The sequence below is a fragment of the Ramlibacter pallidus genome, from assembly GCF_015070875.1.
GTDB lineage: Bacteria > Pseudomonadota > Gammaproteobacteria > Burkholderiales > Burkholderiaceae_C > Ramlibacter > Ramlibacter pallidus.
The window spans coordinates 736,771-759,845 of record NZ_JADDIV010000002.1; the positions used below are offsets into that span (position 1 = coordinate 736,771).

Sequence of the window (23,075 nt, forward strand, 5' to 3'; positions counted from 1 at the left end):
GGACTCAGGCCGCGAAGAGCGTCAGCTTACCGATCACTTCGGCGTCCTTCAGCAGCTTGCGATGGCCGAGGCCTTCGGTGGCGACCAGCTGGGCGCCGGTGATGGCGTGGGCGAAGGCCTGGCCGTCGGCGAAGCGGTTCACGCCGTCGCCGCGGTCGTGCACCACCAGCGTCGGCACGCGGATGCGCGGTGCCACCGCGGGCGGTTCGAAGTGCTGCATCAGCATGCCTTCGCGCGACTCGATGTGCTTCTGCATGGCGGCGCGCGTGCCCTCGGTCAGGCCGAAGACCTCGGCGAAGTAGCGCGTGTAGCCTCGCGGGGATGCCGCCGGCGCCACGAGCACCAGCCGCTCGGCCGCGACGCCCCGGCTGGCCGCGTGGGCCGCCGCCGTGGCGCCCAGCGAATGGCCGACCAGCACGCCGATGCGGTGGCCCTCCTGCTGCAGGCGGCCGGCGACGTAGTCGATCGCGCGGGTGAATTGCGGCAGGCTGCTGCGGGTGCCCGCGCTGCGGCCATGCGCCGGGAGCTCCAGCAGCACCGGGCGGAAGCCGTGTTGCGCCAGCGCGGCGGCCAGCGGCAGCAGCTGTCCGGCGTGGCCGCCCCAGCCGTGCACCAGCAGGGCGACCGGGCCATGCGGCGCAGCCGGCTGGTCGTACACGGTGAGGCTGGCGTCCTCGAACCGCCAGGCCGCGATGCGCCAGCCGGCGTCCCAGCGGGTGCGCCGCTGCAGCCACTTGGGCGGCAGCGGCGTCATGAACAGGCGGGCCGCCGCGCGCACCGCGAAGGCGGGCCACAGTTTCTGGGCGGTGCCCAGCGACCAGCGGAACAGGCGCAGGCCGGCGCCCGGCTGGTAGTACCCGGGGCTGGCGGCGGCGGTGGGAGGCGTGCTCATGGCAGGGTCCTTCAGATGAACACGAGGTCGTTGTTGTTGCGGGGCAGCCCGCGCAGGCTGTCGTAGGCGGCGCGGCCGACGCGCCAGGTGCCGTAGAGGGCGGCGATGGAGAGGAGGGCGAACATGATCGGTTCCTTTCTCGCACGGTCGTGCGAAACATGGGCAAGCCAAACTGCGGCGGGTTGTCTCCGGCTTGTTCTCAGCTCAGGTAGGTGGAGCGCAGCCGTTCCCAGGTGCGCTGGGCACGCTCGGCGGCGCGCGGGTCGCGCAGGAAACGGGCGTCGTGCACGAGGCCCATGGCCAGGGCATAGACCTCGGCCACGAGCTGCTCGGGGTCGGTGTCGGCCTTCAGGTGGCCGGTGTCGATCGCCTGCAGCACGGTCCGGCGCAGCGCGGCGCGCCACCGGGTGACCTCGCCGTGCAGGTGTTCGCGCAAGGGGCCGTCGCGGTCATCGAGTTCGAAGGCGCCGGCCGTGAAGATGCAGCCCTGCTCGGCCTCGACGTCGCGCACGCGGATGATCCAGCGGCGCATGATCTCGTCCAGCCGCGGCAGGCCCTTGGGCTTCTGCATGGACGGCACGAACACGTCGGCGATGAAGCGGCGGCCGAACTCCTCGATCACCGCCATCTGCAGCGCCTCGCGCGAGCCCACCCGCGAGAAGACGCCGCTCTTGGACAAGCCGACGCGGTCGGCCACCGCCTGCAGGCTGATCGCCTCCAGGCCGTCGGCCGCGGCGAGGTCCAGCGCGGCGCCGACGATGGCGGCGCGCGTGAGCTCGGCTTTCTCGGTTTTGGCGTCCATGGCGCGAGATTAGCACGCGCGTGCGAAAAGGCAAAACCGTTCGTCGCCGCGCGGGGTCAGCCGCGGGCAGGCAGGACGGTGCCCCGGCATTCGCCGAAGCCGATGCACTCGCGGCCGGGTGCCTCGCACCAGCCGCGCAGGATCACCGTGTCGCCGTCTTCCAGGAAGGTGCGCGGCTCGCCGGTGCCCTGGAGCACGATCGGCTCGCGTCCCCCCTTGCTCAATTCCACGATCGCGCCGGCCTCCTGCGGCGTCGGCCCCGAGACGGTGCCGGTGCCCAGCAGGTCACCGGGCTGCAGGTTGCAGCCGCCGACCGTGTGCTGCGCCAGCATCTGGGCCGGCGTCCAGTACTGGTGGCGGAAGCTCGTGGCGGCGATGCGGCTGGGTTCCAGGCCGCGCGCATGGTGCCGCGGCGTGTCCAGCCGCACTTCCAGTTGCACGTCGACGCCACCATGTTCGCGGTTGGCGCGGCCATCCAGGTATGCGAGAGGCTGCGGGTCGGCCGCGGGTCGCGTGAACGGCACGCGGAACGGCGCCAGCGCCTCCATGCCCACCAGCCAGGGCGACACGGTGGTGCAGAAGTTCTTGCCGAGGAACGGGCCGAGCGGGTTCATCTCCCAGAACTGGTGGTCGCGCGCCGACCAGTCGTTCAGCAGCACCATGCCCACGATGTGGTCTTCCGCTGCGTCGAGGGGCACCGGCTCCCCGAGCCCGTTGCCCGGACCGATGTAGAAGCCCATCTCGAGTTCGAAGTCCAGCCGCGCGCACGGCCCGTAGGCAGGCTGCCTCGCGCCGGGCGGCATCGCCTGTCCCATGGGGCGCCGGAAGCCGAAGCCGGCCTGACCGACCCGCACGCTGGACGCCCGCCCGTGGTACGCGATCGGCAGCCACTGGAAGTTGGGCGTGAGCGGGTTGTCCGGGAAGATCAGGCGGCCGACGTTCAGCGCGTGGTGGATCGAGGTGTAGAAGTCGGTGTAGTCGCCGATGCGCGCGTGCAGGCCGTACTCCACCTCGGCCTGCGGGACGAGGCAGGACCGCACCTGCTGCTGCACGGCGGCTGCGGCGTCGCCGTGCAGCAAGGCGAACAAGCCGTGGCGCAGCGCGCGCCAGGCACCCGAGCCCATCGCCATGTAGTCGTTCAGCGCCGGTTGCGCGCAGGCAAGGCAAGCGGCCTGGGCATCGCCCTGCAGCAATCCCGAGGCGGCGAGCGCGGCGAGGTCCAGCACCTGGTCCCCGATGGCGGCACCGCCGCGGAAAGCCTCGTCGGCGGTCTGGCGCCGGAACACCGCCAGCGGCAGGTTCTGCAGCGGGAAGTCCGTGCCGTCGGTGTTGGCGGACGGCACCCAGCTGCGCGCGGCCGGGTCGTGCGTGGCGTTGAGCGCGATCGCCATCTCAGCGGGCCGACGCCATCAGCGCGTCGTCGAAGATCGCCACGGCGCGGGTCCAGCCGGCGGAGGCGCCGCGGATCTTGTGCGGGAAGCAGCTGATGTAGAAACCGTCGGCGGGCAGCGCTTCGAGGTTGTGCAGCTTCTCCAGGTGGCAGTAGCCGATGTCGCGGCCGGCCTTGTGGCCCTCCCAGATCAGGCCCGCATCGTGCGACTCCGCGTACTTCTTGGCGGTGTGCACGAAGGGCGCGTCCCAGCTCCAGGCGTCGGTGCCGGTCAGGCGCACCCCGCGCTCCAGCAGGTACATGGTGGCTTCGTAGCCCATGCCGGCGCCGGCGGCGACGTAATCGGGATGGCCGTAGCGCGAGCCCGCCCGCGTGTTCACCACCACGATCTCCAGCGGCTGCAGCGTGTGGCCGATGCGCTTGAGCTCCTCCTCCACGTCCCGCGCCTGCACGACGTAGCCGTCGGGCCGGTCGCGGAAGTCCAGCTTCACGCCGGGCTGGAAGCACCACTCCAGCGGCACCTCGTCGATGGCGATGGCGCGCTCCTTCTCCCCCAGCTTCTGGTTCATCGTGGAGTGGAAGTGGTAGGGCGCATCGAGGTGCGTGCCGTTGTGCGTGTTCAGCTGCACGAACTCCACCGCCCAGCCCTCGCCGTCGGGCAGGTCTTCCTTCTTCAGGCCGGGGAAGAAACCGGCGATCTGTTCGGTGGTGGTGTCGTGGCGCAGGTACTCGATCTTCGGCCCGAAGCCGGGCGGGTCGGACTGCACGTCGTTTTCGAGGTAGATCGAGAGGTCGACGAACTTGCGGGGCATGGCGGACTCCTGTGGGTGGGCCGGTTCACCAGTGAACCATGGGCAGGCCGGGGACCGGCGAGCGGAAGAACGGGATGCGGGTGCCGAGCAGGCTGCCCAGGTAGACGGTGCGCAGGTCGGGGCCGCCGAAGGTGACGCTCGCCATCCACGGCGCGATGGCGCCGTGCGCGCGCTGCATGTCTTCGGGGCGGACGGTGCCGGCGTCCATGCGCTGCAGCAGGTTGGCGCTGGCGGCGGGTTCGCCGTCGTCCAGCAGCAGGCGCTTGTCTCCCTGGGGCGTGAGCGCGATGAGCTGGTCGGTCATCACCAGCGTGCACCACAGGTTGCCATGGGCGTCGAAGGCGATGCCGTCCGGATAACCGCCCAGGTGCGAGGGGCCGAACACCTCGCGGTCGACCAGGCGCACGCGCCCGCCGGTTTCGTCCAGCCGCATGCGCGTGATGCAGGGCCCGGTGGTCTCCACGATGTAGAGCCACTCCTCGCGCGCGTCGAGGCGGACCTCGTTGGTGAAGTGGAAGCCGTCGGCCACCACGCGCAGCCCCTCCCCGTCGACGACCGCGATGAAGCCGTCGCGCACGCGGCTGGCGGCGGCAGTGGTCCACGGGTTCACGCGGGTGGAGACCGTCACCCAGATCCGGTCGCGCGTATCGCGCAGCACGAAGTTCACCTTGCCGATCGGCAGGCCGTCGATGCGGTCAACCAGCGTGCGCGTGGCGCCGTCGCGCGTCATCACCTCCAGCAGGTCGGTGCCGAAGTTCGAGATCAGGATGTCGCCGTTGGCGGCGAAGGCCAGGCCGTTCGGCAGCGTGCCCTGCGTGTACTTGGATTCGAAATCCTGCGCGCTCGCCGTGTCCGCCTTCGCGAAGCGGTCGTCGGCCCGCTGGCCGATGAAGCGCTGCGTGCCGTCCGGCGCGATGCGCGTCACGCCGCCGCGCGCGTCGGCGGCCCAGAGCGTCCCATCGCGTTCGGCCAGGATGCATTCGGGCCGTTGCAGGTCCGTGCCGACGTAGCCGATCGCCGCGCGGTCGACGGCGAAGCCGTCCAGGGGGTTGGGGTCGGTCATTTGAGCAGCACCAGGCTGAGCTGCGGGAACACCAGCAGCAGGCCGAGCACCACCAGCATGGTGAGCGTGAAGGGCGCCGTGCCGCGGAAGATGTCGCCCAGCGAGATGTCGACCGTCTTCCCGAGCGTGCTCTTGATCACGTACACGCTCAAGCCGAACGGTGGCGTCAGCAACCCTACCTCCACGGCCACCACGGTGATCACGCCGAACCAGATCAGGTTCAACCCGAACTGCTGCGCGATCGGCAACATCAGCGGCAGCACGATCAGCATGATGGAGCTGGAGTCAATGATGGTCCCCAGCAGCAGGATCAGCAGCACGTAGAGCAGCAGGAAGGCGGCGACGCCCAGTCCGGCGGCGGCCATCCACTCGACCAGCGCCTGCGGCGTGCCGCTCATGGCCAGCATGCGGGTGTAGATGCTGGCGCAGATGATCAGGAAGCTGACCGCCACGGTGACGTGGCCGGTTTCGGTGAGCACCTCCCAGAAGCTGCGCCACGTCAGCTTGCGCCGCAGCACCGCGATGACCAGTGCCAGCAGCGCACCGACCGCGCCGGCCTCGGTGGCGGTGAAGAAGCCGGCGTAGATGCCGCCCAGCACCATGCCGATCAACAGGACGATGGGGACCATCTTCCGCAGCATCTCGCCCACGGGCATCAGCGCCTCGTCGGCGATCGGCTGCACCTCGCCGTTGCGGTACACGAGCGACGGCCTGCCCCACGCCATCAGCACGATGGCGACCGAGAACGCGAAAGCCAGCAGCAGGCCGGGAACGATCCCCGCGGTGAACAGGTCGCCCACCGATTGCTCCGAGAGGAAGCCGTACAGGATCATCAGCAGGCTGGGCGGGATCAGCATGCCCAGCACCGACGACCCCGCCACCACGCCGACCGCGAACTTCGGCTGGTAGCCGAAGCGCAGCATCTGCGGCACGGCGACCCGGCTGAACACCGCGGCCGAGGCGATGGAGATGCCGGTGATCGCGGCGAACACCGCGTTGGCGGCCACGGTGGCGACGCCGAGCCCGCCGCGGATGCGGCGGAACGCCTGGTTGGCGACCTCGAATGCGTCCTTGCCGACGTCGGCCCGTGCCACCAGGAAGCCGGTGAGCACGAACAGCGGCACCACGCCGAAGATGTGGCTGGCGATGGCATCGCTGACCGCCTGCGCCAGCAGGTTGGCGGCGACGCCCGCATCGCCGCGGATCAACCAGACCCCGATGAAGCTCAGGAGCCCCAGCGTGATCGCCACGTGCAGGCCGGCGTAGATCAGCACCAGCATCAGCACCAGCGAGCCGAGCGCGATGGTGACGCTGCTCATGCCGCGGCCTCCCGGCGGCGCAGCATGCGGCGGATGTCCATGCCGGCCAGCAGTGCGAAGCACAGTGCCGTGGCGCACAGGCCCGCCAGCGTGATCAGGCGTACGGGCCACACCGGCGCCTGGAAATCGCCGACCGCGCCGACGTATTCGCGGATGCGCACGGCTTCCGCCAGGGGCGCCCAGCTGGCCAGCAGGATGACCACCATCAGCGCCAGCCCGACCAGGTGGAACAGCGCCTGCAGCGCATCACCCAGCGCGGGACGGGTGCGCTTCAGGCGGTCCAGCAGGATGTCGGCGCGGGTGAAGCGGCCGGTGCGCAGCGTGTCGGCCAGTTGCAGGAAGACGATGCCGACGATCGACAGCGACACCATCTCGGTGACGCCGCGCACCGGCGCCGCCAGCAGGTTGCGGCCGAACACGTCCAGGTTGATCAGCACCATCAGCGCCAGGATCCACAGCGTGCCCAGCACGTTCATCGCGCCGAACACGCGGTGCATCCCGAACGGGAGCGCGCGGTCGTACGAGTCGTGCACCGCCGCCGCTTCGCGGGGGGCTTCCCCCATCACTTCGTCCAGTCCCGCGGCATCTTGGTGCCGGCCTTGACCAGCGCGGCGCTGTAGGCATTGAGCACTTCGGAGCCGGGCAGGCCCTTGCCCTGCGCGTCGGCCGCCCAGGTCTTGCCGACCGGCGAGAGCGCGTCGGCCCAGCGCTTGCGTTCGGGCTCGCTCAGCTCGCTCACCTTGGCGCCGGCCTGCAGCATGTTCTGCATCAGCGTGGCGGCGGCCGCGGCCTGCGCCTTCGCGTACTGCGCGGTCCAGGCGTCGGCGGCGCCGCGGATGGCCGCCTGCACTTCCGGCGGCAGGCGGTCGAAGCGCGTCTTGTTCATCGCGATGCCGCCGGCGAACTGCGAGCCGATGTTCACCTTGGTGATGTAGGGCGCCACTTCGTGCAGCTTGGCGCCCCAGGCGCCCGTGACGAAGGTCAGCGCGCCGTCGGACACGCCGGACTTGATGTCCTCGTAGTAGGTGTTCAGGTTGCCCGCGACGGCGACCGCGCCGGTGCCGCGGATCCAGTTGGCGGAGGGACCGGGCGCGCTGATCTTCTTGCCCTGCAGGTCCTCCAGCTTCGTGAGCGGGAACTTGGTCCAGATGTGGTACGTGTCCAGCGACATGCCGCCCAGGTACACCAGGTTGTTCTTGGTCCAGGCGTCGGCCATCGCCGGCATGGTCCTCTGCAGGTCGGCCACGGTGCGCGACACCAGCTCCATGTCCTCGGTGCCGAAGGGCGTGTAGTACGAGACGTTCTGCAGCGGAAACTTGGGCGCCTCGAAGATCGTGCTGACGATGCCCATGTCGGCCACGCCGTCGGCGATGCCCTTCGACTCGCTGCCCAGCTTCACGAGCGTGCCGCCCCAGGCGCGCGTCCACTCTACCTTGTACTTGTTGCCGCCTGCGGCCAGGCGCTTGTCCAGCTCGGGGATGAAGGTGTCCTCGATGGTCTTGACCCAGAGGAAGGTCGGCGGGTGGCCGGCGGCGGCCGTGAGCTTGATCACCTGCTGCGCCTGCGCGCTGCCGCCGGCGAAGGCGAGGCCCAGGGCCGCGAGCAGCAGCGATTGGCGGAAAGTGCGACGGTTCATGCTTGTCTCCTCTTGGGGGTTCGGGTGGCAGTGGATGGGGCCGGCACCAGCACGGCGGCGGTGCCGGCGCTGATGAAGTCGACCAGCAGCGGGCCGGCGCCGGCATCGGCCGTGCGGTTCTGCCGGCGCGAAAGGCGTTCGACGCGGTCGTCGCTGATGTGGTGGAGCAGGGCGCCGACGGCGAACTGGTAGGCCCAGGCGGCGGCGGCGCGCGTGCTGCCGGGGCAGGCGGCATGCAGCGCGTCGATGAAGGCGTGCGCCATCGGGTCGAAGTGCTCCTCGAGCACCTGCGCCGCTTCGGGCGTGCGGTAGAACAGTTCGCGCGCCACCAGCTGGGCGTAGTACTCGCCCTCCTCGCTGGCGCGCAGGCGCAGCACCGGCGCGACGAAGGCTTCGACCACGCGCTTGAGCATCCGCGGCCCGGGCGTGCCTTCGCGCGCCACGGCCAGCAGGGCCAGGCGCTCGTCGACGGTGCTGCGCCAGTGGTCGAAGATGGCCTGGAAGAGTTCGTGCTTCTGGCCGTGGTAGTAGCTCACCAGCGCCAGCGGCACGCCCGCTTCCTCGGCGATCTGCCGGATCGACACCGCGCGGTAGCCGTGCTGCGCGAACAGCTTCTCGGCCGCCAGCAGGATGGCCTGCTGCCGGTCGGGCCGCTCGGAACGGTCGACGGCGCGGCGGGCGGTGCGGGGGCCGGGGTCCATGGCGCCGGATTGAACGCCTGTTCAAGAAAGTTGGACATGCATGCAAACCCTGAGACGCCCAGCCGGCCGCTGCAATAACCTCCGCGCATGACCCCGCCCTACGTCCCCCGGATCCGCCTGTACCAGGACTGGCTGCGCGACCATCGCGGCCTGCGGTTCGACAGCTACGAGGCGCTGCGGCAATGGTCCATCGACGACCTGCCGGGCTTCTGGCAGAGCATCTGGGATCACTTCGACCTGCAATCGCCGACGCCGCACACGGCCGTGCTGGCCGAGGAGAAGATGCCCGGCGCCCGCTGGTTCGAAGGCGCGCAGGTGAATTACGCGCAGCAGGTGCTGCGCCACGTGCAGCCGGCGCACGCCGCCGGCTTCCCGGCGATCATCAGTCGCAACGAGCTGGGGGAACACCGCGAGCTGTCCTGGCCCGAGCTGCGGCGGCAGGTCGCGTCGCTGGCGCTGCACCTGCAGGCGCAGGGCCTGCAGCCCGGCGACCGCGTGGCGGCCTACCTGCCGAACATCCCGGAGGCGATGGTTGCCTTCCTGGCCGTGGTCAGCCTCGGTGGCGTCTGGAGCATCTGCGCGCCGGACATGGGGACGCACGCGGTGCTCGATCGCTTCAAGCAGATCGCACCGAAGATGCTGATCGCCTGCGACGGCGTGCGCTACGGCGGCAAGGCGTTCGACCGCACTGCTGTGGTGGCGGAGCTGAAGGCGGCGTTGCCCAGCGTCCAGCACGTGCTGGTGCATCGCATCCTCGGCACCGACACGGCCGGGCTCCCGGCCTTCACGGACTGGAAGGACACGGTCACGCGCAGCGGCGCGGAGGTCGATGCCTTCGAGCCGCTGTGGCTGCCCTTCGACCACCCGCTGTGGATCGTCTATTCCAGCGGCACGACGGGCCTGCCGAAGCCGATCGTGCACGGGCATGGCGGCATCGTGCTGGTGATGATCGCCGACGGCGCCTTGCACAACGACGTGGGCTGCAGCTACGACGCCAACAGCTGGGGCGAGCGCTACCACTGGTACAGCTCCACCGGCTGGGTGATGTGGAACGCGCAGATGGCGGGACTGCTCAGCGGCACGACGTGCTGCATCTACGACGGCAACCCGGGCGGAAGCAAGGAGAAGCCGGACTGGGGCGTGCTCTGGCGCTTCGCATCGGACCTGGGGGTCACCTTCTTCGGCGCGGGCGCGGCGTTCTTCTCCAACTGCATGAAGGCCGGCGTCGACCTGTCGCAGTTCGCGAACCTGCGCCAGGTGCGTGCGCTGGGCACCACCGGCTCGCCCTTGTCCGAGGAGGTGCAGCGCTGGGGCACGCAGCAGTTCGAGCGCATCGGCGTGCGCGACATCTGGTGGTGCAACATCTCCGGCGGCACCGACTTCGCCGGCGCTTTCATCGGCGGCAACCGCGAACTGCCGCAGGTGCCGGGGCAGATGCAGTGCCGCGAACTCGGTTGTGCGGTGGAAGCCTGGAACGAGCAGGGCCAGCCGGTCAACGGCGAGGTCGGCGAGCTGGTGTGCACCAAGCCGATCCCGTCCATGCCGCTGTACTTCTGGAACGACGAGGGTGACAAGCGCTACCTCTCCAGCTACTTCGACATGTACCCCGGTGTCTGGCGGCACGGCGACTGGCTGAAGGTCACGCCGGAAGGCGGCTGCATCATCTACGGCCGCAGCGACGCCACGATCAACCGGCACGGGCTGCGCATGGGCACCAGCGAGCTGTACAGCGCCGTGGAGGCGTTGCCGGAGGTGCTCGACTCGATGGTCGTCGACCTCGAGTTCCTGGGGCGCGAGAGCTACATGCCGCTGTTCGTCGTGCTGCGGCCGGGCGTCGCTCTCGACGATGCGCTGAAGGCGAAGTTGAGCGGCGCGATCCGGCAGGCGCTCAGCCCGCGCTTCGTCCCCGACGCCATCGTGCAGGTGCCCGAGATCCCGCGCACGCTGTCGGGCAAGAAGCAGGAGCTGCCGATCAAGAAGCTGCTGCTCGGCCAGCCGCTGGAGAAGGTGGTCAACCGGGACGCGATGGCCAATCCGGGCTGCCTGGACTGGTACGTGCAGTTCGCCCGTTCGCGGCAGGCCTAGGCAGCGCTTGCTTGCTCTTCCAGGGCGTCGAGGAACGCGCGGGCCTTGGCGGGCACGTGGCGCCCCGGCAGCAGCGCGTGGATGCGCAGCGGCGAACAGCGCCACTGCGGCAGCACTTGCACCAGCTCGCCGCGCGCAACCGCTTCGGCACAGAACGTCGCGGTGATGCGCGCCACGCCCAGGCCGGTGATCGCGGCGAGGCGCCGAACCTCCGCGTTGCCGCTGCGCAGCCGCGGGTTGCGCATCTCCAGCTCCACCGGCTCCGTGGCGGCCTGCGTGAACGACCACGCCAGGTCCTCGGCACCAGCCAGCATCGGGAGGCCGGCGAGTTCTTGGGGATGCTGCAGCGGTGGACGGCCGGCCAGCAGCCGCGGCGCCGCGAACAGGCCGCGCTCCAGCGAGTAGACGCGCCGCGTGACCATCGTCGAGGGCGCGAGGCTGTGCTCGATCGCCGTGAACACGATGTCGTACTGCCGCTCGAACAGGCCCACGCGCGCGTGCTCCACGTCGAGCTGCACTTTCAGCTGCGCATGCTCGCGCATCAGCCGGCAGGCCACCGAGGCGAGGTGGTGGGCGCCGAATTCGTAGGGCGCCGCGATGCGCAGCGTGCCCTGGACCGTGCTGCCCTGCGCCAGGGCCTCGCCGGCCCGTTCGCGCAGTTGCGCCAGCGGCTTGGAGATGTCGCGATAGAGCGACTCGCCGGCTTCGGTGAGCCGCAGCGAGCGTGTCGTGCGCTCCAGCAGGCGGGAGCCCAGCCGCGCGACCGAGGCACTCAGGCTGGACTTCGGCGGTCGAGCGCCCGCGCGGCGGCGGTGAAGCCGCCGTGGTCCACCACCTGGCAGAAGGCGTCGAAATCATCCCAGTTCATCGTTCAGGATCCGGAACACAGCGGACAGCGCCGCCGGTTGATCGCAGCATGCCCTGTTCCTAGGATGGACGATGCACTGGAGAACCCCATGTTCCTGAAGAACTGCTGGTACGTCGCCGCCTGGGACCACGAACTGCTGGATGGCAGGATGCTCCCGCGGACGATCCTCGAGGAGGCCGTGCTCCTGTACAAGTCCGAGTCCGGCAAGGTCGTGGCGCTGCGCGACCGCTGCTGCCACCGCGGCGTGCCGCTGCACCTGGGCCGGCGCGAAGGCGATTGCGTGCGCTGCATGTACCACGGGCTCAAGTTCGATCCGACCGGCAAGTGCATCCAGATCCCGGGACAGGACGTGATCCCGCCGAAGCTGGGCGTCAGGAGCTACCCGGTGGTGGAGAAGGACCACCTGGTGTGGATCTGGATGGGCGACCCGGACAAGGCCGATCCGGGCCTGATCATCGACTTCCCCTACCTGCGGGACCCGCAGTGGAAGGGAATCCCCGACTACATGCATTACGACGCCAACTGGCTGCTGATCGTCGACAACCTCTCCGATTTCGCGCACCTCGCCTTCGTGCACACGAAGACGCTGGGCGGCTCGGAGGAGTACGCGTACGTCACGAAGCCGGTGGCGGTCGAAAGGCTGCCGCGCGGTTTCCGCGTGGAGCGCTGGCACATGAACGCGGCCCCGCCGCCGTTCCACCGCAAGGTGCTGCCCGCGGCGGAGAAGGACGTCAACGTGGACCGCCGCAACATCGGGCACATGCACATCCCGGGCATCTTCTTCCTCGAGTCGATGTTCTCGCCGGCCGGCAGCGGTTCGGAGCACGGCAATCGTGAAGGCACGCGCGAATACCGCAACTGCCAGTTCATGACGCCGGAGACGCGGCGACCTACCTGAACAACTGGGAAGGCGAGGACCACAACGTCTCGCGCTCGCTGCGGCAAAGCCTGGTCGAGGGCTTCCTGGAAGACAAGCATCTCATCGAAGCGCAGCAGAAGGTGATCGACGCCGACCCGGGCTTCGAACTGCAGGCGGTCGCGGCGGATGCGGCCTTGTCGCACTTCCGCTCGACCTTCGGGAAGCTCGTGGCGCAGGAGCAGGCCGGGCCAGGGGCGCAGCCGGCAGCGCCTGTGGCGGCGCGCAAGCCGCACCAGGTCGGCCTGGCCTGAGCGGAGCTCAGTGGTCGCGCAGGACGCCGTCCGCGCGCAGCCGGGCGAGCACGTGCCCCACCATGTCGTCGCAGCGCTGGCCGTCGAACCCGTGCAGCGCCGGCGCGAGCTCCGACCAGTCCGCCCGCAGGGCCGCCCGCAACATGGCGCGTGCGCGCAGGAAGCGGGTCTTCACCACGTCCTCGCTGACCTGCAGCGCGGCGGCGGTCTCGTCCACGGGCAGCCCTTCGACGGCCCGCAGCATGAACACGCTGCGGTAGATGGGGGGCAGGGTGTCGATCGCCTCGGAGAGCTGCCGGCGCAACTCGGCCCGCGCGGCTTCCTGTTCCGGCGAGGCGGCGGTCTCCTGCGGCACGGTGCTGCGGATGCGCATGTTGCTGTCCTCCGTGGCGGCGTCCTCGTTCCACGGCACGAGGCGCCCGAGCTTGCGCTGCTGCGCCAGCGCCTGGTGGATGGCGATGCGCGTGAGCCAGGTGGCCAGCGAGGACTCGCCGCGGAAGGCCTCCAGGCCCGTGAAGGCGCGCAGCCAGGTGTCCTGCACCACGTCCTGTGCCTCGGCGTCGTCCGCCACGATGCCGCGGGCGGCGCGGAACAGCTGCCGGTTGTGGCGCCGCATGAGCCGGGCGAAGGCCGCCGCATCCCGGCGGCGCAGCGCCGCCAGCAGTTCGGCGGCGTCCTCGGCCGGCGCGGAGGGGGAGGGGCTGGGCACCTGCATGTCGCGTTGGATGCGCCAGGACGCGGAAAGTGACGGCCGGCGCGACGGACGGCGGCGTCAGGCGCGTGCGGGGGCCTTCTTGCGGTTCACCAGCACAATGCCGATCGCCACGGCCGTGAGGGCCGCCACCAGCTGCACCGTGAGCTTCTCGTCGAGCAGCGCCACGCCGAACAGCAGCGCGAACAGCGGGGCCAGGAAGGTGAAGGAGGACAGCTGCGTGGCAGGATAGTGCCGCAGCATCCACATCCAGGCGAGGTAGCTCGCGAAGGCGCCGATCACCGTCTGCAGCCCCAGCGACAGCCAGGCGTAGCCCGAATAGTCCAGCGACCAGCGCTCGCCCATGCCCAGCGAGAGCAGCGGGGCGACGGCGGCCGTCACGGCCACCTGGTAGAAGAGGGTCTTCTCGGCGCTGGAGCTCGCCATCTTCGAGCTGCGGATCACCAGCGTGGTCAGGCCCCACAGGACGCCGGCCGCGAGGCCCAGCGCGTCCCCGCGCAGCTGGCGCGGCGTGCTCTGGCCGGTGAAGCCCTCGCTGAAGGCGACCGCCACGGCCGCGAATGCGATCACCAGGCCGACCCATTGCACCGTGCGCAACTTCTCGGAGGGCACCAGCCGCGGCAGCAGCAAGGCCACCACGAACGGCGAGGTGTAGAGGAACACGGTCAGCCGCGAGGCCGCGGTGTCGCGCAGCCCCAGGTAGATGCACGCGAACTCGCCCGCGAACAGCGCGCCCGCCAGCAGCCCCGGCCGCAGGGTGTCGTCGCGCTCGAACAGCTTGATCCCGCGCACGGCGCACCATATCCACAGCAGCACCGTCGCGCCCAGGAAGCGCAGCGCGGCCTGCCACAAGGGCGGCACCTCGGAGACGGTCGTCTTGATCAGGATCTGCTGGAAGCCCCAGAACAGGCAACAGGCCAGGAGCAGCGTGACGGCCAGTCCGTCGAGGTGTTCTTTTCTCTCGCGCATCGCGCGATGGTAGCCGTCAGGCGCGGCCGGCGAGCTTGGCCAGCAGCTTCTTCAGGCGCGCCTGCTCCGAGGCGGCCAGCGAGCTGAGCATTTCGTTCTCATGCGCGCGCGCCTTCTCCAGCAGCGGCCGCACCAGCCGCTTGCCGGCGGCGGTGACGCCGACCAGCGTGCGGCGCTGGTCGCTGGCATCGGCGAGCAGTTCCACCCAGCCCTGCTCCGTCATGCGCTGGACCAGCTTGGTCACCGTGGGTTGCTTGGCGAGCACCTCGTGCGCCAGCTGGCTCACCGTGACGGGTTCGCTGTCGTGCAGGGTGGCGAGCACGCGCCATTCGATCGAACTCAGGCCCGCGGCGCGCACATGGCTGTCGAAGTCCTTGTACAAGGCGTGGTTCGCCTGTCCCAGCAAGTAGCCGAGGTACCCGTCGACGAACCTTTCCGGGCTGCTCACAGCGGCAGCTCCGTGAAGTAGCGGCCGCCGTGGAACAGCAGCGGCATGGCGCCGGCCCGGTGCGTGCAGCGCTCCACCTCGCCGACGAAGATCACGTGGTCGCCTTCCTCGTAGCGGCTGCGGTTGAAGCACTCGAAAGTGGCCGCCGCCCCATGCAGCAGCGGCGCGCCACCCGCGCCCTCGTCGAAGGTGACGCCCCCCCAGCGGTCGGCGCCCTTCAGGGCGAAACGTTCGGCCAGCGACTTCTGGTCCGCCGCGAGCACGTTGATGGCGTAATGCGACCCCGCGCTGAACACCGGCATGGAAGCAGCTGCCCGCGACAGGCTCCACAGGACGAGCGGCGGGGAGAGCGACACCGAATTGAAGGAGTTCGCCGTCAGGCCGATCACCTGGCCGTCGCCGCTGCGCGCGGTGACGATGGTCACGCCGGTGGCGAACATGCCCAGCGCGGCCCGGAACTCCTGGGCGGAAAAGCTTGGCGGCTGGGCTTGGCGCGACGGGGTCATGGCGGGACCGATTGCATGAAATTTCATGTATTATGGACCACATCCCTTCAAGGCGCGTGAACGGCATGCTGCAGGAAACCATGGAGCCCGCGTGGCTGGACGCGTTCGAAGCGGTGCTGGGCCGCTGCGGCTTGCAGGCCGGCGACACCGTGGCGGTGCTGAGCGAAAGCCAGACGCGGCCCATCCTCCCGGAACTCGCGCGCCTGGCTGCCGCCCGCCGCGGCGCCCAGGTGTTCAGCCTGGTGCTGCCCTCCACCTTCGCGAAAGACACGCCCGTCGCGCGTTCGACGGGCGCTTCTCCCGTGTTGCGCCGGATCGCCCCGGTCGTCGCCGCGCTGGCCGGCAGCACGCTGGTGGTGGACTGCACGGTCGAAGGCCTGATGCACGCACCGGAGCTGCCGGCCATCCTGAAGGGCGGCGCTCGCGTGCTCTACGTCAGCAACGAGCATCCGGAAGCGCTCGCCCGCCTGGTGCCGGACGACCGCCTGGAACCCCTGGTCAAGGACCACGTGAAGCGCCTGCGCGGCGCGCGCGAGATGCGCGTCAGCTCGCCGGCCGGCACCGAACTCACGGTGTCCCTGCAGGGCGCGGTGTGCGGCGGCAACTGGGGCTACACCACCCGCCCGGGCACGATGACGCACTGGCCCGGCGGGTTGGCACTGGCCTTCCCGGCGGCGGGTAGCGTGAATGGCACCCTGGTGTTGGCCGAGGGCGACGTCAACCTGACCTTCAAGCGCTACCTCGAACGCGCGGTCACGCTGCGCATCGAGAACGACCACGTCACGCGCATCGACGGGACCGGCGTCGACGCCGACCTGATGCGCAGCTACATCGCCGCCTGGGGCGACCGGGAGGCGTATGCCGTCAGCCACGTCGGCTACGGGCTCAACGCCGCGGCCCGCTGGGACAGCATGGCGCTGTACGACAAGCGCGACTTCAACGGGACCGAGCTGCGCGCCTTCGCCGGCAACTTCCTCTACAGCACGGGCGCCAACGAGGTCGCCGGCCGCCACACGCTGGGCCACTTCGACCTGCCGCTGCGCCACTGCACCATCCGCCTCGACGGCGCGACCGTCGTCGAAGGCGGGCGACTGACCGCATGACTTCCATCCCCACGTTCACCACCCTGGGCGGCGGCCCCACCGTGCTGATGCTGCACGGCATCGGCGGCGGCCACCTGGCCTTCGCGCCGCAGGTGGAGACGCTCGCCAGCTCCGGCTACCGCGCCGTCGCCTGGGACATGCCGGGCTACGGCCACAGCGCGCCCATCGAGCCCTACACCTTCAAGGGGCTGGCGCAAAGCTGCATCCACCTGATCGAGGCGCTCCAGTGCGACAGCGTCGTGCTGCTCGGGCACAGCATGGGCGGCATGGTGGCGCAGGAGGTGGTGGCGCGGCGGCCCGAGCTGGTGAGCCGCCTGATCCTGTGCGGCACCTCGCCTTCCTTCGGCAAGCCGGACGGCGACTGGCAGCGCGCGTTCATCGCGCAACGCACGGCGCCGCTCGACGCGGGCCGCAGCATGGCCGAGCTCGCCGAGACGCTGGTCCCGCAGATGGTGGGCCCCGGTTCGCTGCCGGAAGGCGTGCGGCTGGCGACGCACTGCATGGCCGGCGTGCCGGCAGCGACGTACCGGCGCGCGCTGGAATGCATCCTCACCTTCGACCGGCGCGCCAACCTGCCCAACATCCTCGTGCCGACGCTGCTGGTCGCGGGCGAGCATGACCGCAATGCGCCGCCCGCCGTGATGAAGAAGATGGCCGGGGCGATCGCGGACAGCACCTACATCGAGATGAAGGGCATAGGCCACCTCCAGAACCTGGAGGCGCCGGAGGAGTTCGACGCCCTGGTGCTCAATTTCCTGTCCCTGCCGCAGCCGCTGCTGCACTGAACGCGCTTCGAGGAGCCCCGATGGACGCGCTGCCCCCGCTTTCCTTCACCCCCGCCGTCGGCGAGCACGCCTTCACGGCGAAGCAGAAGGCGTTGCTGGCCACCGCGCACGAACTCGGTCGCGACAAGTTCGCCGCGCGCGCGGCGCACTGGGACGAGGAGGCGAGCTTTCCTTTCGCCAACTACGACGACCTGCGCGCGGCCGGCCTGCTGAAGATCTGCGTGCCCGAAGCCGACGGCGGCCTCGGCGCGGACTACCCGACCTACATGATGGTGGCGGCGGAGATCGGCCGCTTCTGCGGCGCCACCGCGCTGACGTGGAACATGCACGTGTCGTCCACGATGTGGACGGGCGTGCTGGCCGACGGCATCCCGATGACCGAGTCGCAGCGCGCCGAGCACCTGCGCCGGCGCCAGCTGCACTTCCGGCGGGTGGTGCAGGACGGGGCGATCTACGCGCAACCCTTCTCCGAAGGCAGCGCCGCGGCCGCCGGCCGGGCACCTTTCGGCACCACCGCGCGCAAGGTGGACGGCGGCTGGCTGGTGAACGGCCGCAAGATCTTCGCTTCGCTGTCCGGCGCGGCCGACTACTATGGCGTGCTGTGCACCGAGGACAAGGGCGACGAGAAGCCCGACGCGAAGGACACGCTGTACCTGGCGGTGCCGGGCCGCAGCGCCGGCTTCTCCATCAGCGGCGACTGGAACCCGCTCGGCATGCGCGGCACCGTCAGCCGCAACCTCACCTTCAAGGACGTGTTCGTCAGCGACGACGAGCAGCTGATGCCGCGCGGCATCTACTACAAGGGCGCGCAGACCTGGCCGGCGATGTTCTTCACGCTGGCGCCCACCTACCTGGGCCTGGCGAACGCGGCCTACGACTTCACGGTGCAGTACCTGCGCGGCGAGGTGCCGGGCGAGCCGCCGGTCAAGCGCCGCATGTACCCGACCAAGCAGATCGCGGTGGCGCAGATGCGCATCCAGCTGGAGCAGATGCGCAGCCTGTTCCTGCGCGCCGTGCTGGAAGCGCGGCCCCACCCCAGCAAGGATGAGCGCATGCGCCTGTATGCTGCGCAGTATTCCGTGATGGAGGGCGCCAACGACATCGCCCGCCTGGCCATCCGCACCTGCGGCGGCCAGGGGATGATGAAGCACCTGCCGCTGGAGCGGATCTACCGCGACAGCCGCTGCGGCTCGTTGATGCTGCCGTGGACGGCCGAACTGGTGCTGGACCGGATGGGCCGCGAAACCTTGTACGAGGCAGGAGAGAAGGACGAGTGAAGAACCGGAGCGTCTGGGCGGGCGTGGCGCTGCTGGCGCTGGCGATGGGGGCGCAGGCGGCCGTGCAGGGCGCCTGCGACCGGTTCGTCGGCAAGCTGCCGAACGTGACACGCGCGTTGTGCGAGGACGCACGGCTCTCCGAAGGCGGCGCGCAATCGCTGCGCGGCACGCCCATCTACCTGCGCGACGTCGGCGCCGACACAGGCAAGCTGCGCGTGCTGGTGATCGGCGGCATCCACGGCGATGAACTCTCCTCCACCGCGGTCGCGCTGCACTGGATCCGGCTGGCGGCGAACGAACGGGTCGACATGCCGCAGCCGGTGCACTGGCGCTTCCTGCCGCTGGTGAACCCCGACGGCATGCTGGCGCGGCCGCCGCGGCGCACCAACGCCAGTGGCGTGGACCTCAACCGCAACTTCCCGACGCCGAACTGGGAGCGTGACGCCGCCGTGTACTGGCAGAAGCGCACCGGCAAGGACCCGCGCCGCTGGCCCGGCCCCAAGCCGCTGTCCGAGCCCGAGACGCGCTTCGTCCACCAGCAGATGCAGTCCTTCAAGCCGCACCTGATCGTCTCCATCCACGCGCCCTACGGCGTGCTGGACTTCGACGGCCCCTCGGTGCCGCCGTCCCGGCTGGGCCGGCTCTACCTCGACCAGGTCGGCATCTTCCCGGGCTCGCTGGGCAACTACGGCGGCGTCCACAAGGGCGTGCCGGTCGTCACCATCGAGCTGCCGAACTCCATCCGCACCCCGCTGGACGCCGAAACGCGGCAGATGTGGATGGACCTGCTGCGCTGGACGGCCGCCAAGATCACCGTCGACGGGCCCACCGCGCGCTAGCCGAAAAAAGGGCAGACTGCGGCCCATGACCACCGACACCGCAGACATCGTCACCCGCTTCGGCAGCGGCCGGGCCGTGCAACGCATCGAGGACGACGGCCTGCTCAAGGGCACCGGCCAGTACACCGACGACGTCGTGCCGCAAGGGCAGTTGCGGGTGGTGTTCGTCCGGTCGCCGTACCCGCACGCCCGGATCGCCGCCATCGACACCGCCAACGCGGCAGCCATCCCCGGGGTCGTGAAAGTGGTGACCGGCGCGGATCTTGTGGCCGCCGGCGTCAAGCCGATCCCGACGCTGCCGGCGCTGCCGGACGGCTCGAAGGTGCACACGGCCGCACGGCCGGTGCTGGCGCACGAACGTGTGCGCTACGTCGGCGAAGCGGTGGCGATGGTCATCGCCGAGACCCTGCAGCAGGCGCGCGATGCGGCCGAGGCGGTCTGGGTGGACTACGAGGAGTTGCCGCACGTCGTCGACCTGCTGGATGCGACCACGGAAGGCGGCGCCCGGGTGTTCGACGGTGCGGAACGGAACGTCGCGGCGCAGCTGCGCCATGGCGATGCGGCCAGGGCGGCGCAGGCCTTCGCGGAGGCCGCGCACGTGGTGCGGCTGGAGGTGGTCAACCAGCGCGTCGCCGCACTGTCGATCGAGCCGCGCTCCGTGCTCGCCTGGGTGGCGGACGACGGCCGCCTCACGCTGCGCATGAGCAGCCAGATGCCGTCCGGCGTGAAGAACTCGCTCTGCAACGACGTGCTGGGCCTGCCGCGGGACCAGGTGCGCGTGACGGTGGGCGACGTCGGCGGCGGCTTCGGCATGAAGACCGGCATCTATCCCGAAGACGCCGCGACGGCTTGGGCGGCGTGGACCTTGAAGCGCCCGGTGAAGTGGGTGCCGGACCGGAGCGAGGAATTCCTGTCGTCCACGCACGGCCGCGACCAGCGCGCGCACGCCGAGATGGCGCTCTCGGCCGAAGGCCGGATCCTCGGCCTGCGCCTGCGCACGCTGGCCAACGTCGGCGCGTACGCGACGGCGACCGGCATGCTGATCCCGCTGCTGATCGGGCCGTGGGTCTCCACCAGCGTCTACGACGTGCCGGTGATCGACTACCACTTCCAGGCCGTGCTCACGAACACCATGTGCACCGCGGCTTACCGCGGCGCCGGCCGGCCGGAGGCGATCTTCATCATGGAGCGCCTGATGGACGAGGCGGCGCGCCAGACCGGCATCGACCGCATCGCGCTGCGCCGCCGCAACTTCATCCGTCCCGGGCAGATGCCGTACCGCAACCCGATGGGCCAGGTCTACGACGTCGGCGCGTTCGAGAAGATCATGGACGAAGGCCTGGCCCTCGCCGACTGGAGCGGCTTCGAGGCGCGCGCGGCGCAGAGCCGGGCCGAGGGCAAGCTGCGCGGGCTCGGCATCGCCACCTTCCTCGAGTGGACCGGCGGCAACGTGTTGGAAGAACGCGTCACGGTCGAAGTGCAGGCCGACGGTGTCATCGAGGTGTTCTCGGCCGTCAACCAGATGGGGCAGGGCATCGCGACCACGCTGGCGCAACTGGTCGTCGACGTGTTCAAGGTGCCGCTGGAGAAGGTGCGCGTGGTGCTGGGCGACACCGACCGCGGCGACGGCTTCGGCAGCGCCGGGTCGCGGTCGCTGTTCACCGGCGGTTCGTCGCTGCACCTCGGTGCCGAGAAGACGCTGGACCAGGCGCGCGCGCTGGCCGGGCAGGCACTCGAAGCCTCGCCGCAGGACCTGGCGTACGAGGCGGCGCGCTTCACGGTGAAGGGCACCGACGTCGGCATCGACCTGTTCGAGCTGGCCGGCCGGCAACCGGAGCGCCGCATCTTCATCGACCACACCAGCACGGTCACCGGCCCCAGCTGGCCGAACGGCTGCCACATCAGCGAGGTGGAAATCGATCCGGCCACCGGGGTGGTGCAGGTGGTTCGCTATGCGAGCGTCAACGACATCGGCCGCGTGGTGAACCCGATGATCGTGCGCGGGCAGCTCGATGGCGGCGCCGTGCAGGGCATCGGCCAGGCCTTGTGCGAGCACATGGTCTACGACCGCGAAAGCGGCCAGCCGCTGACCGGCAGCCTGATGGACTATGCGGCGCCGCGCGCCGACGTCATCGCCTGCGACTTCGTCACCGAGATGAACGAGACGGTGCCCAGCACGAACAACCCACTGGGCGTCAAGGGCGTGGGCGAGCTCGGCACCATCGGTGCCGCGCCCACCGTGGTGAACGCGGTCGCCGATGCGCTCGCCCGCGCGGGCAAGGCCGAAGCGGCGCGCACGCTGCAGATGCCGCTGACGGCGCCAAAGGTCTGGGAGATCCTGAACGCTTGACGCGTCAGGTGTTCAGCGACAGGTCCGCTTCGGCATCGAAGGCCCGCTCGCGCCCTTCGTAGCCGTGGAAGTTGAAGGCCAGGCGCGGCATGCGGCCGGCGATCAGTTCCGCCATCGCCTTGCCGGAGCCGGCGCCGTGGGTCCAACCCAGCGTGCCGTGGCCCGCATTGACCCACAGCCCCTGCACGCGCGTGCGCCCGATGTACGGGATGTTGGTCGGGGTCGCCGGCCGCAGGCCGGTCCAGAACTTGGGGTCGCCGCCTTCTTCCGGCAGGCGCGTGTCGCACACGCCCGGCAGCACCTTCTCGATGCGCTGGGCCAGCATGCGGCAGCGCGCCTGGGCCAGGTCCGACGCCAGGGTCGCGTCGTAGCCCGACACCTCGATGGTGCCCGCCACGCGCAGTTCGTCGCCGAGCCGGCTCATCGCCACCTTCACTTCATCATCGATGCTGCTGACGTAGGGCGCCAGCTCCGGCTTCTTCAGCTTGAACGTGGCGCTGTAGCCCTTGCCCGGGTAGATCGGCAGGTCCTCGCCGACCTGGCGCAGCAGCGGCGCGGTGTACGACCCGCAGGCCACGACCACGTCGTCGGCGACCAGGCGCTGCACGACGCCGGTGTCCCGGTCGCGCACGCGCACCGCGGCGATGGCACCGCCGGCGGTTTCCAGCCGCTCGACGTCGCGCCCGAACAGGAATTGCACGCCACGCGCCGCGCACAGCTGGGCCAGCTTCTGCGTGAACACCCGTGCGTCGCCGCTCTCGTCGGTCGACGTGTAGGTGCCGCCCACGATCCGGTCGAAGTTGCGGAAGGCCGGTTCGATGGCGAGCAGCTCGCCGCGGCTCACCACCCGGCGGTCGACGCCGTAGCGCTGCATCAGCTCGGCGGCGACGGCGGCATCCTCGAAGGCCTTCTCGTCCGTGTAGAAGTGCGCGATGCCGCGTTCCAGCCGGTGGTAGTCGATGCCGGTCGCGCGCACCACGTCCTTCAGGGCCGCATGGCTGTACGCGCCCAGTGCCACCAGCTGCTGCACGTTGCGCTCGAACGCCGCATCGTTGCACTGCGAAAGGAACTGCAGGCCCCAGCGCCATTGCTGCCAATCCAGCCGCGGGCGGAACAGCAGCGGCGCGTCGTTGCGGAACATCCACTTGACGAGCTTGGCGGGCGCGTGCCGGTTGGCCCAGGGCTCGCAGTAGCTCACCGAGATCTGCGCGGCGTTGGCGAAGCTGGTCTCCAGCGCGGCGTCGCGCTGGCGGTCCACGACGATCACTTCATGGCCGCGTTCGACGAGATGCCAGGCGGTGCTGATGCCGATGATGCCGGCGCCGAGGACGAGCGTTTTCATCCGTCG

At 70.2% G+C, this 23,075-nt stretch carries 23 protein-coding genes; 8 read left to right on the forward strand and 15 right to left on the reverse strand.

Going from position 1 to position 23,075, the window contains the following annotated elements:
• Nucleotides 1–4: 4 nt before the first annotated feature.
• From IM787_RS08460 to IM787_RS08500, 9 genes are all read right to left on the reverse strand, one after another.
• Nucleotides 5–892 carry an alpha/beta hydrolase gene (locus IM787_RS08460; RefSeq protein ID WP_193676183.1) on the reverse strand — a complete coding sequence of 296 codons (888 nt, stop codon included), beginning with the start codon at nucleotides 890–892 and terminating at the stop codon, nucleotides 5–7.
• Nucleotides 893–1,091: 199 nt separating this feature from the next.
• A complete protein-coding gene (locus IM787_RS08465; RefSeq protein ID WP_193676184.1) occupies nucleotides 1,092–1,694 on the reverse strand; it encodes a TetR/AcrR family transcriptional regulator in 603 nt (200 codons plus the stop codon).
• 56 nt (nucleotides 1,695–1,750) lie between these two features.
• On the reverse strand, nucleotides 1,751–3,085 hold the full coding sequence (fahA, locus tag IM787_RS08470; RefSeq protein WP_193676185.1) for a fumarylacetoacetase: 1,335 nt from the start codon (nucleotides 3,083–3,085) through the stop codon (nucleotides 1,751–1,753).
• Between the two features lies 1 nt (nucleotide 3,086).
• Nucleotides 3,087–3,896: a cyclase family protein gene (locus IM787_RS08475; RefSeq protein WP_193676186.1), complete on the reverse strand. Its 810-nt coding sequence runs from the start codon at nucleotides 3,894–3,896 to the stop codon at nucleotides 3,087–3,089.
• A 25-nt stretch (nucleotides 3,897–3,921) separates the two neighbouring features.
• Nucleotides 3,922–4,959 (reverse strand): SMP-30/gluconolactonase/LRE family protein, encoded by a 1,038-nt coding sequence (locus IM787_RS08480; protein ID WP_193676187.1) that lies wholly within the window; start codon nucleotides 4,957–4,959, stop codon nucleotides 3,922–3,924.
• Complete coding sequence (locus IM787_RS08485) at nucleotides 4,956–6,278, reverse strand: TRAP transporter large permease (RefSeq protein WP_193676188.1); 1,323 nt, start codon at nucleotides 6,276–6,278, stop codon at nucleotides 4,956–4,958. Before IM787_RS08485 ends, IM787_RS08480 begins: the two co-directional genes overlap by 4 nt.
• A complete protein-coding gene (locus tag IM787_RS08490; RefSeq protein ID WP_193676189.1) occupies nucleotides 6,275–6,841 on the reverse strand; it encodes a TRAP transporter small permease subunit in 567 nt (188 codons plus the stop codon). Before IM787_RS08490 ends, IM787_RS08485 begins: the two co-directional genes overlap by 4 nt.
• Complete coding sequence (locus IM787_RS08495) at nucleotides 6,841–7,914, reverse strand: C4-dicarboxylate TRAP transporter substrate-binding protein (protein WP_193676190.1); 1,074 nt, start codon at nucleotides 7,912–7,914, stop codon at nucleotides 6,841–6,843. Before IM787_RS08495 ends, IM787_RS08490 begins: the two co-directional genes overlap by 1 nt.
• Nucleotides 7,911–8,615 (reverse strand): TetR/AcrR family transcriptional regulator, encoded by a 705-nt coding sequence (locus tag IM787_RS08500; protein WP_193676191.1) that lies wholly within the window; start codon nucleotides 8,613–8,615, stop codon nucleotides 7,911–7,913. Before IM787_RS08500 ends, IM787_RS08495 begins: the two co-directional genes overlap by 4 nt.
• Nucleotides 8,616–8,702: 87 nt before the next feature.
• Here IM787_RS08500 and IM787_RS08505 point away from each other — a divergent pair, with 87 nt between their 5' ends.
• Nucleotides 8,703–10,700 (forward strand): acetoacetate--CoA ligase, encoded by a 1,998-nt coding sequence (locus IM787_RS08505; protein WP_193676192.1) that lies wholly within the window; start codon nucleotides 8,703–8,705, stop codon nucleotides 10,698–10,700.
• Here IM787_RS08505 and IM787_RS08510 read toward each other — a convergent pair.
• Entirely contained in the window at nucleotides 10,697–11,257 is a 561-nt protein-coding gene (locus IM787_RS08510; protein WP_494338045.1) for a substrate binding domain-containing protein, read from the reverse strand. The genes IM787_RS08505 and IM787_RS08510 overlap by 4 nt on opposite strands.
• Nucleotides 11,258–11,632: 375 nt before the next feature.
• On the opposite strand from IM787_RS08510, the gene IM787_RS08515 reads away from it, so the two are divergent.
• Together IM787_RS08515 and IM787_RS21655 are read left to right on the forward strand one after the other, a co-directional pair.
• Nucleotides 11,633–12,466 carry a Rieske 2Fe-2S domain-containing protein gene (locus IM787_RS08515; protein ID WP_255528527.1) on the forward strand — a complete coding sequence of 278 codons (834 nt, stop codon included), beginning with the start codon at nucleotides 11,633–11,635 and terminating at the stop codon, nucleotides 12,464–12,466.
• 101 nt (nucleotides 12,467–12,567) lie between these two features.
• Nucleotides 12,568–12,738, forward strand: a complete 171-nt coding sequence (locus tag IM787_RS21655) for a hypothetical protein (protein ID WP_435531148.1) — start codon at nucleotides 12,568–12,570, stop codon at nucleotides 12,736–12,738.
• A 7-nt stretch (nucleotides 12,739–12,745) separates the two neighbouring features.
• Here IM787_RS21655 and IM787_RS08520 read toward each other — a convergent pair whose 3' ends face one another.
• Genes IM787_RS08520 through IM787_RS08535 form a run of 4 tightly spaced genes read right to left on the reverse strand, consistent with a single transcriptional unit; the run spans nucleotide 12,746 to nucleotide 15,373 of the window.
• Entirely contained in the window at nucleotides 12,746–13,453 is a 708-nt protein-coding gene (locus tag IM787_RS08520; protein WP_193676193.1) for an RNA polymerase sigma factor, read from the reverse strand.
• Between the two features lie 57 nt (nucleotides 13,454–13,510).
• Nucleotides 13,511–14,419: a DMT family transporter gene (locus IM787_RS08525; RefSeq protein WP_193676194.1), complete on the reverse strand. Its 909-nt coding sequence runs from the start codon at nucleotides 14,417–14,419 to the stop codon at nucleotides 13,511–13,513.
• 16 nt (nucleotides 14,420–14,435) lie between these two features.
• The gene (locus IM787_RS08530) at nucleotides 14,436–14,867 is read right to left on the reverse strand and encodes a MarR family winged helix-turn-helix transcriptional regulator (RefSeq protein WP_193676195.1); all 432 of its coding nucleotides are present in this window, start codon (nucleotides 14,865–14,867) and stop codon (nucleotides 14,436–14,438) included.
• The gene (locus IM787_RS08535; protein ID WP_193676196.1) at nucleotides 14,864–15,373 is read right to left on the reverse strand and encodes a flavin reductase family protein; all 510 of its coding nucleotides are present in this window, start codon (nucleotides 15,371–15,373) and stop codon (nucleotides 14,864–14,866) included. Before IM787_RS08535 ends, IM787_RS08530 begins: the two co-directional genes overlap by 4 nt.
• A gap of 65 nt (nucleotides 15,374–15,438) precedes the next feature.
• Between IM787_RS08535 and IM787_RS08540 the strand changes: the two genes are divergently transcribed.
• The 5 genes from IM787_RS08540 to IM787_RS08560 are packed head-to-tail and all read left to right on the forward strand — an operon-like array spanning nucleotide 15,439 to nucleotide 21,727.
• Complete coding sequence (locus IM787_RS08540) at nucleotides 15,439–16,476, forward strand: 2,5-dihydroxypyridine 5,6-dioxygenase NicX family protein (protein ID WP_193676379.1); 1,038 nt, start codon at nucleotides 15,439–15,441, stop codon at nucleotides 16,474–16,476.
• A complete protein-coding gene (locus IM787_RS08545) occupies nucleotides 16,473–17,261 on the forward strand; it encodes an alpha/beta fold hydrolase (RefSeq protein ID WP_193676197.1) in 789 nt (262 codons plus the stop codon). The genes IM787_RS08540 and IM787_RS08545 overlap by 4 nt, the downstream gene beginning before the upstream one ends.
• A 20-nt stretch (nucleotides 17,262–17,281) precedes the next feature.
• Nucleotides 17,282–18,538: an acyl-CoA dehydrogenase family protein gene (locus IM787_RS08550; protein WP_193676198.1), complete on the forward strand. Its 1,257-nt coding sequence runs from the start codon at nucleotides 17,282–17,284 to the stop codon at nucleotides 18,536–18,538.
• Nucleotides 18,535–19,377 carry a M14 family murein peptide amidase A gene (locus IM787_RS08555; RefSeq protein ID WP_354004378.1) on the forward strand — a complete coding sequence of 281 codons (843 nt, stop codon included), beginning with the start codon at nucleotides 18,535–18,537 and terminating at the stop codon, nucleotides 19,375–19,377. The genes IM787_RS08550 and IM787_RS08555 overlap by 4 nt, the downstream gene beginning before the upstream one ends.
• A gap of 25 nt (nucleotides 19,378–19,402) precedes the next feature.
• Nucleotides 19,403–21,727, forward strand: coding sequence for a xanthine dehydrogenase family protein molybdopterin-binding subunit (locus IM787_RS08560; protein ID WP_193676199.1), 2,325 nt, complete (start codon nucleotides 19,403–19,405; stop codon nucleotides 21,725–21,727).
• Between the two features lie 4 nt (nucleotides 21,728–21,731).
• Here the strand turns inward: IM787_RS08560 and IM787_RS08565 are convergent, their stop codons facing one another.
• Nucleotides 21,732–23,069 (reverse strand): D-amino acid dehydrogenase, encoded by a 1,338-nt coding sequence (locus IM787_RS08565; protein WP_193676200.1) that lies wholly within the window; start codon nucleotides 23,067–23,069, stop codon nucleotides 21,732–21,734.
• Between the last annotated feature and the right edge of the window lie 6 nt (nucleotides 23,070–23,075).

What these genes read in the sequence shown, in the direction of transcription:
- IM787_RS08490 (WP_193676189.1), bottom strand. Translation starts at nt 6,841, where the DNA reads ATGGGGGAAGCCCCCCGCGAAGCGGCGGCGGTGCACGACTCGTACGAC.
- fahA (WP_193676185.1), bottom strand. Translation starts at nt 3,085, where the DNA reads ATGGCGATCGCGCTCAACGCCACGCACGACCCGGCCGCGCGCAGCTGG.
- IM787_RS08465 (WP_193676184.1), bottom strand. Translation starts at nt 1,694, where the DNA reads ATGGACGCCAAAACCGAGAAAGCCGAGCTCACGCGCGCCGCCATCGTC.
- IM787_RS08480 (WP_193676187.1), bottom strand. Translation starts at nt 4,959, where the DNA reads ATGACCGACCCCAACCCCCTGGACGGCTTCGCCGTCGACCGCGCGGCG.
- IM787_RS08565 (WP_193676200.1), bottom strand. Translation starts at nt 23,069, where the DNA reads ATGAAAACGCTCGTCCTCGGCGCCGGCATCATCGGCATCAGCACCGCC.
- IM787_RS08520 (WP_193676193.1), bottom strand. Translation starts at nt 13,453, where the DNA reads ATGCAGGTGCCCAGCCCCTCCCCCTCCGCGCCGGCCGAGGACGCCGCC.
- IM787_RS08550 (WP_193676198.1), top strand. Translation starts at nt 17,282, where the DNA reads ATGGACGCGCTGCCCCCGCTTTCCTTCACCCCCGCCGTCGGCGAGCAC.
- IM787_RS08460 (WP_193676183.1), bottom strand. Translation starts at nt 892, where the DNA reads ATGAGCACGCCTCCCACCGCCGCCGCCAGCCCCGGGTACTACCAGCCG.
- IM787_RS08500 (WP_193676191.1), bottom strand. Translation starts at nt 8,615, where the DNA reads ATGGACCCCGGCCCCCGCACCGCCCGCCGCGCCGTCGACCGTTCCGAG.
- IM787_RS08540 (WP_193676379.1), top strand. Translation starts at nt 15,439, where the DNA reads ATGCTGCAGGAAACCATGGAGCCCGCGTGGCTGGACGCGTTCGAAGCG.
- IM787_RS08475 (WP_193676186.1), bottom strand. Translation starts at nt 3,896, where the DNA reads ATGCCCCGCAAGTTCGTCGACCTCTCGATCTACCTCGAAAACGACGTG.
- IM787_RS08525 (WP_193676194.1), bottom strand. Translation starts at nt 14,419, where the DNA reads ATGCGCGAGAGAAAAGAACACCTCGACGGACTGGCCGTCACGCTGCTC.
- IM787_RS08505 (WP_193676192.1), top strand. Translation starts at nt 8,703, where the DNA reads ATGACCCCGCCCTACGTCCCCCGGATCCGCCTGTACCAGGACTGGCTG.
- IM787_RS08515 (WP_255528527.1), top strand. Translation starts at nt 11,633, where the DNA reads ATGGACGATGCACTGGAGAACCCCATGTTCCTGAAGAACTGCTGGTAC.
- IM787_RS08545 (WP_193676197.1), top strand. Translation starts at nt 16,473, where the DNA reads ATGACTTCCATCCCCACGTTCACCACCCTGGGCGGCGGCCCCACCGTG.
- IM787_RS08560 (WP_193676199.1), top strand. Translation starts at nt 19,403, where the DNA reads ATGACCACCGACACCGCAGACATCGTCACCCGCTTCGGCAGCGGCCGG.
- IM787_RS08535 (WP_193676196.1), bottom strand. Translation starts at nt 15,373, where the DNA reads ATGACCCCGTCGCGCCAAGCCCAGCCGCCAAGCTTTTCCGCCCAGGAG.
- IM787_RS08495 (WP_193676190.1), bottom strand. Translation starts at nt 7,914, where the DNA reads ATGAACCGTCGCACTTTCCGCCAATCGCTGCTGCTCGCGGCCCTGGGC.
- IM787_RS08485 (WP_193676188.1), bottom strand. Translation starts at nt 6,278, where the DNA reads ATGAGCAGCGTCACCATCGCGCTCGGCTCGCTGGTGCTGATGCTGGTG.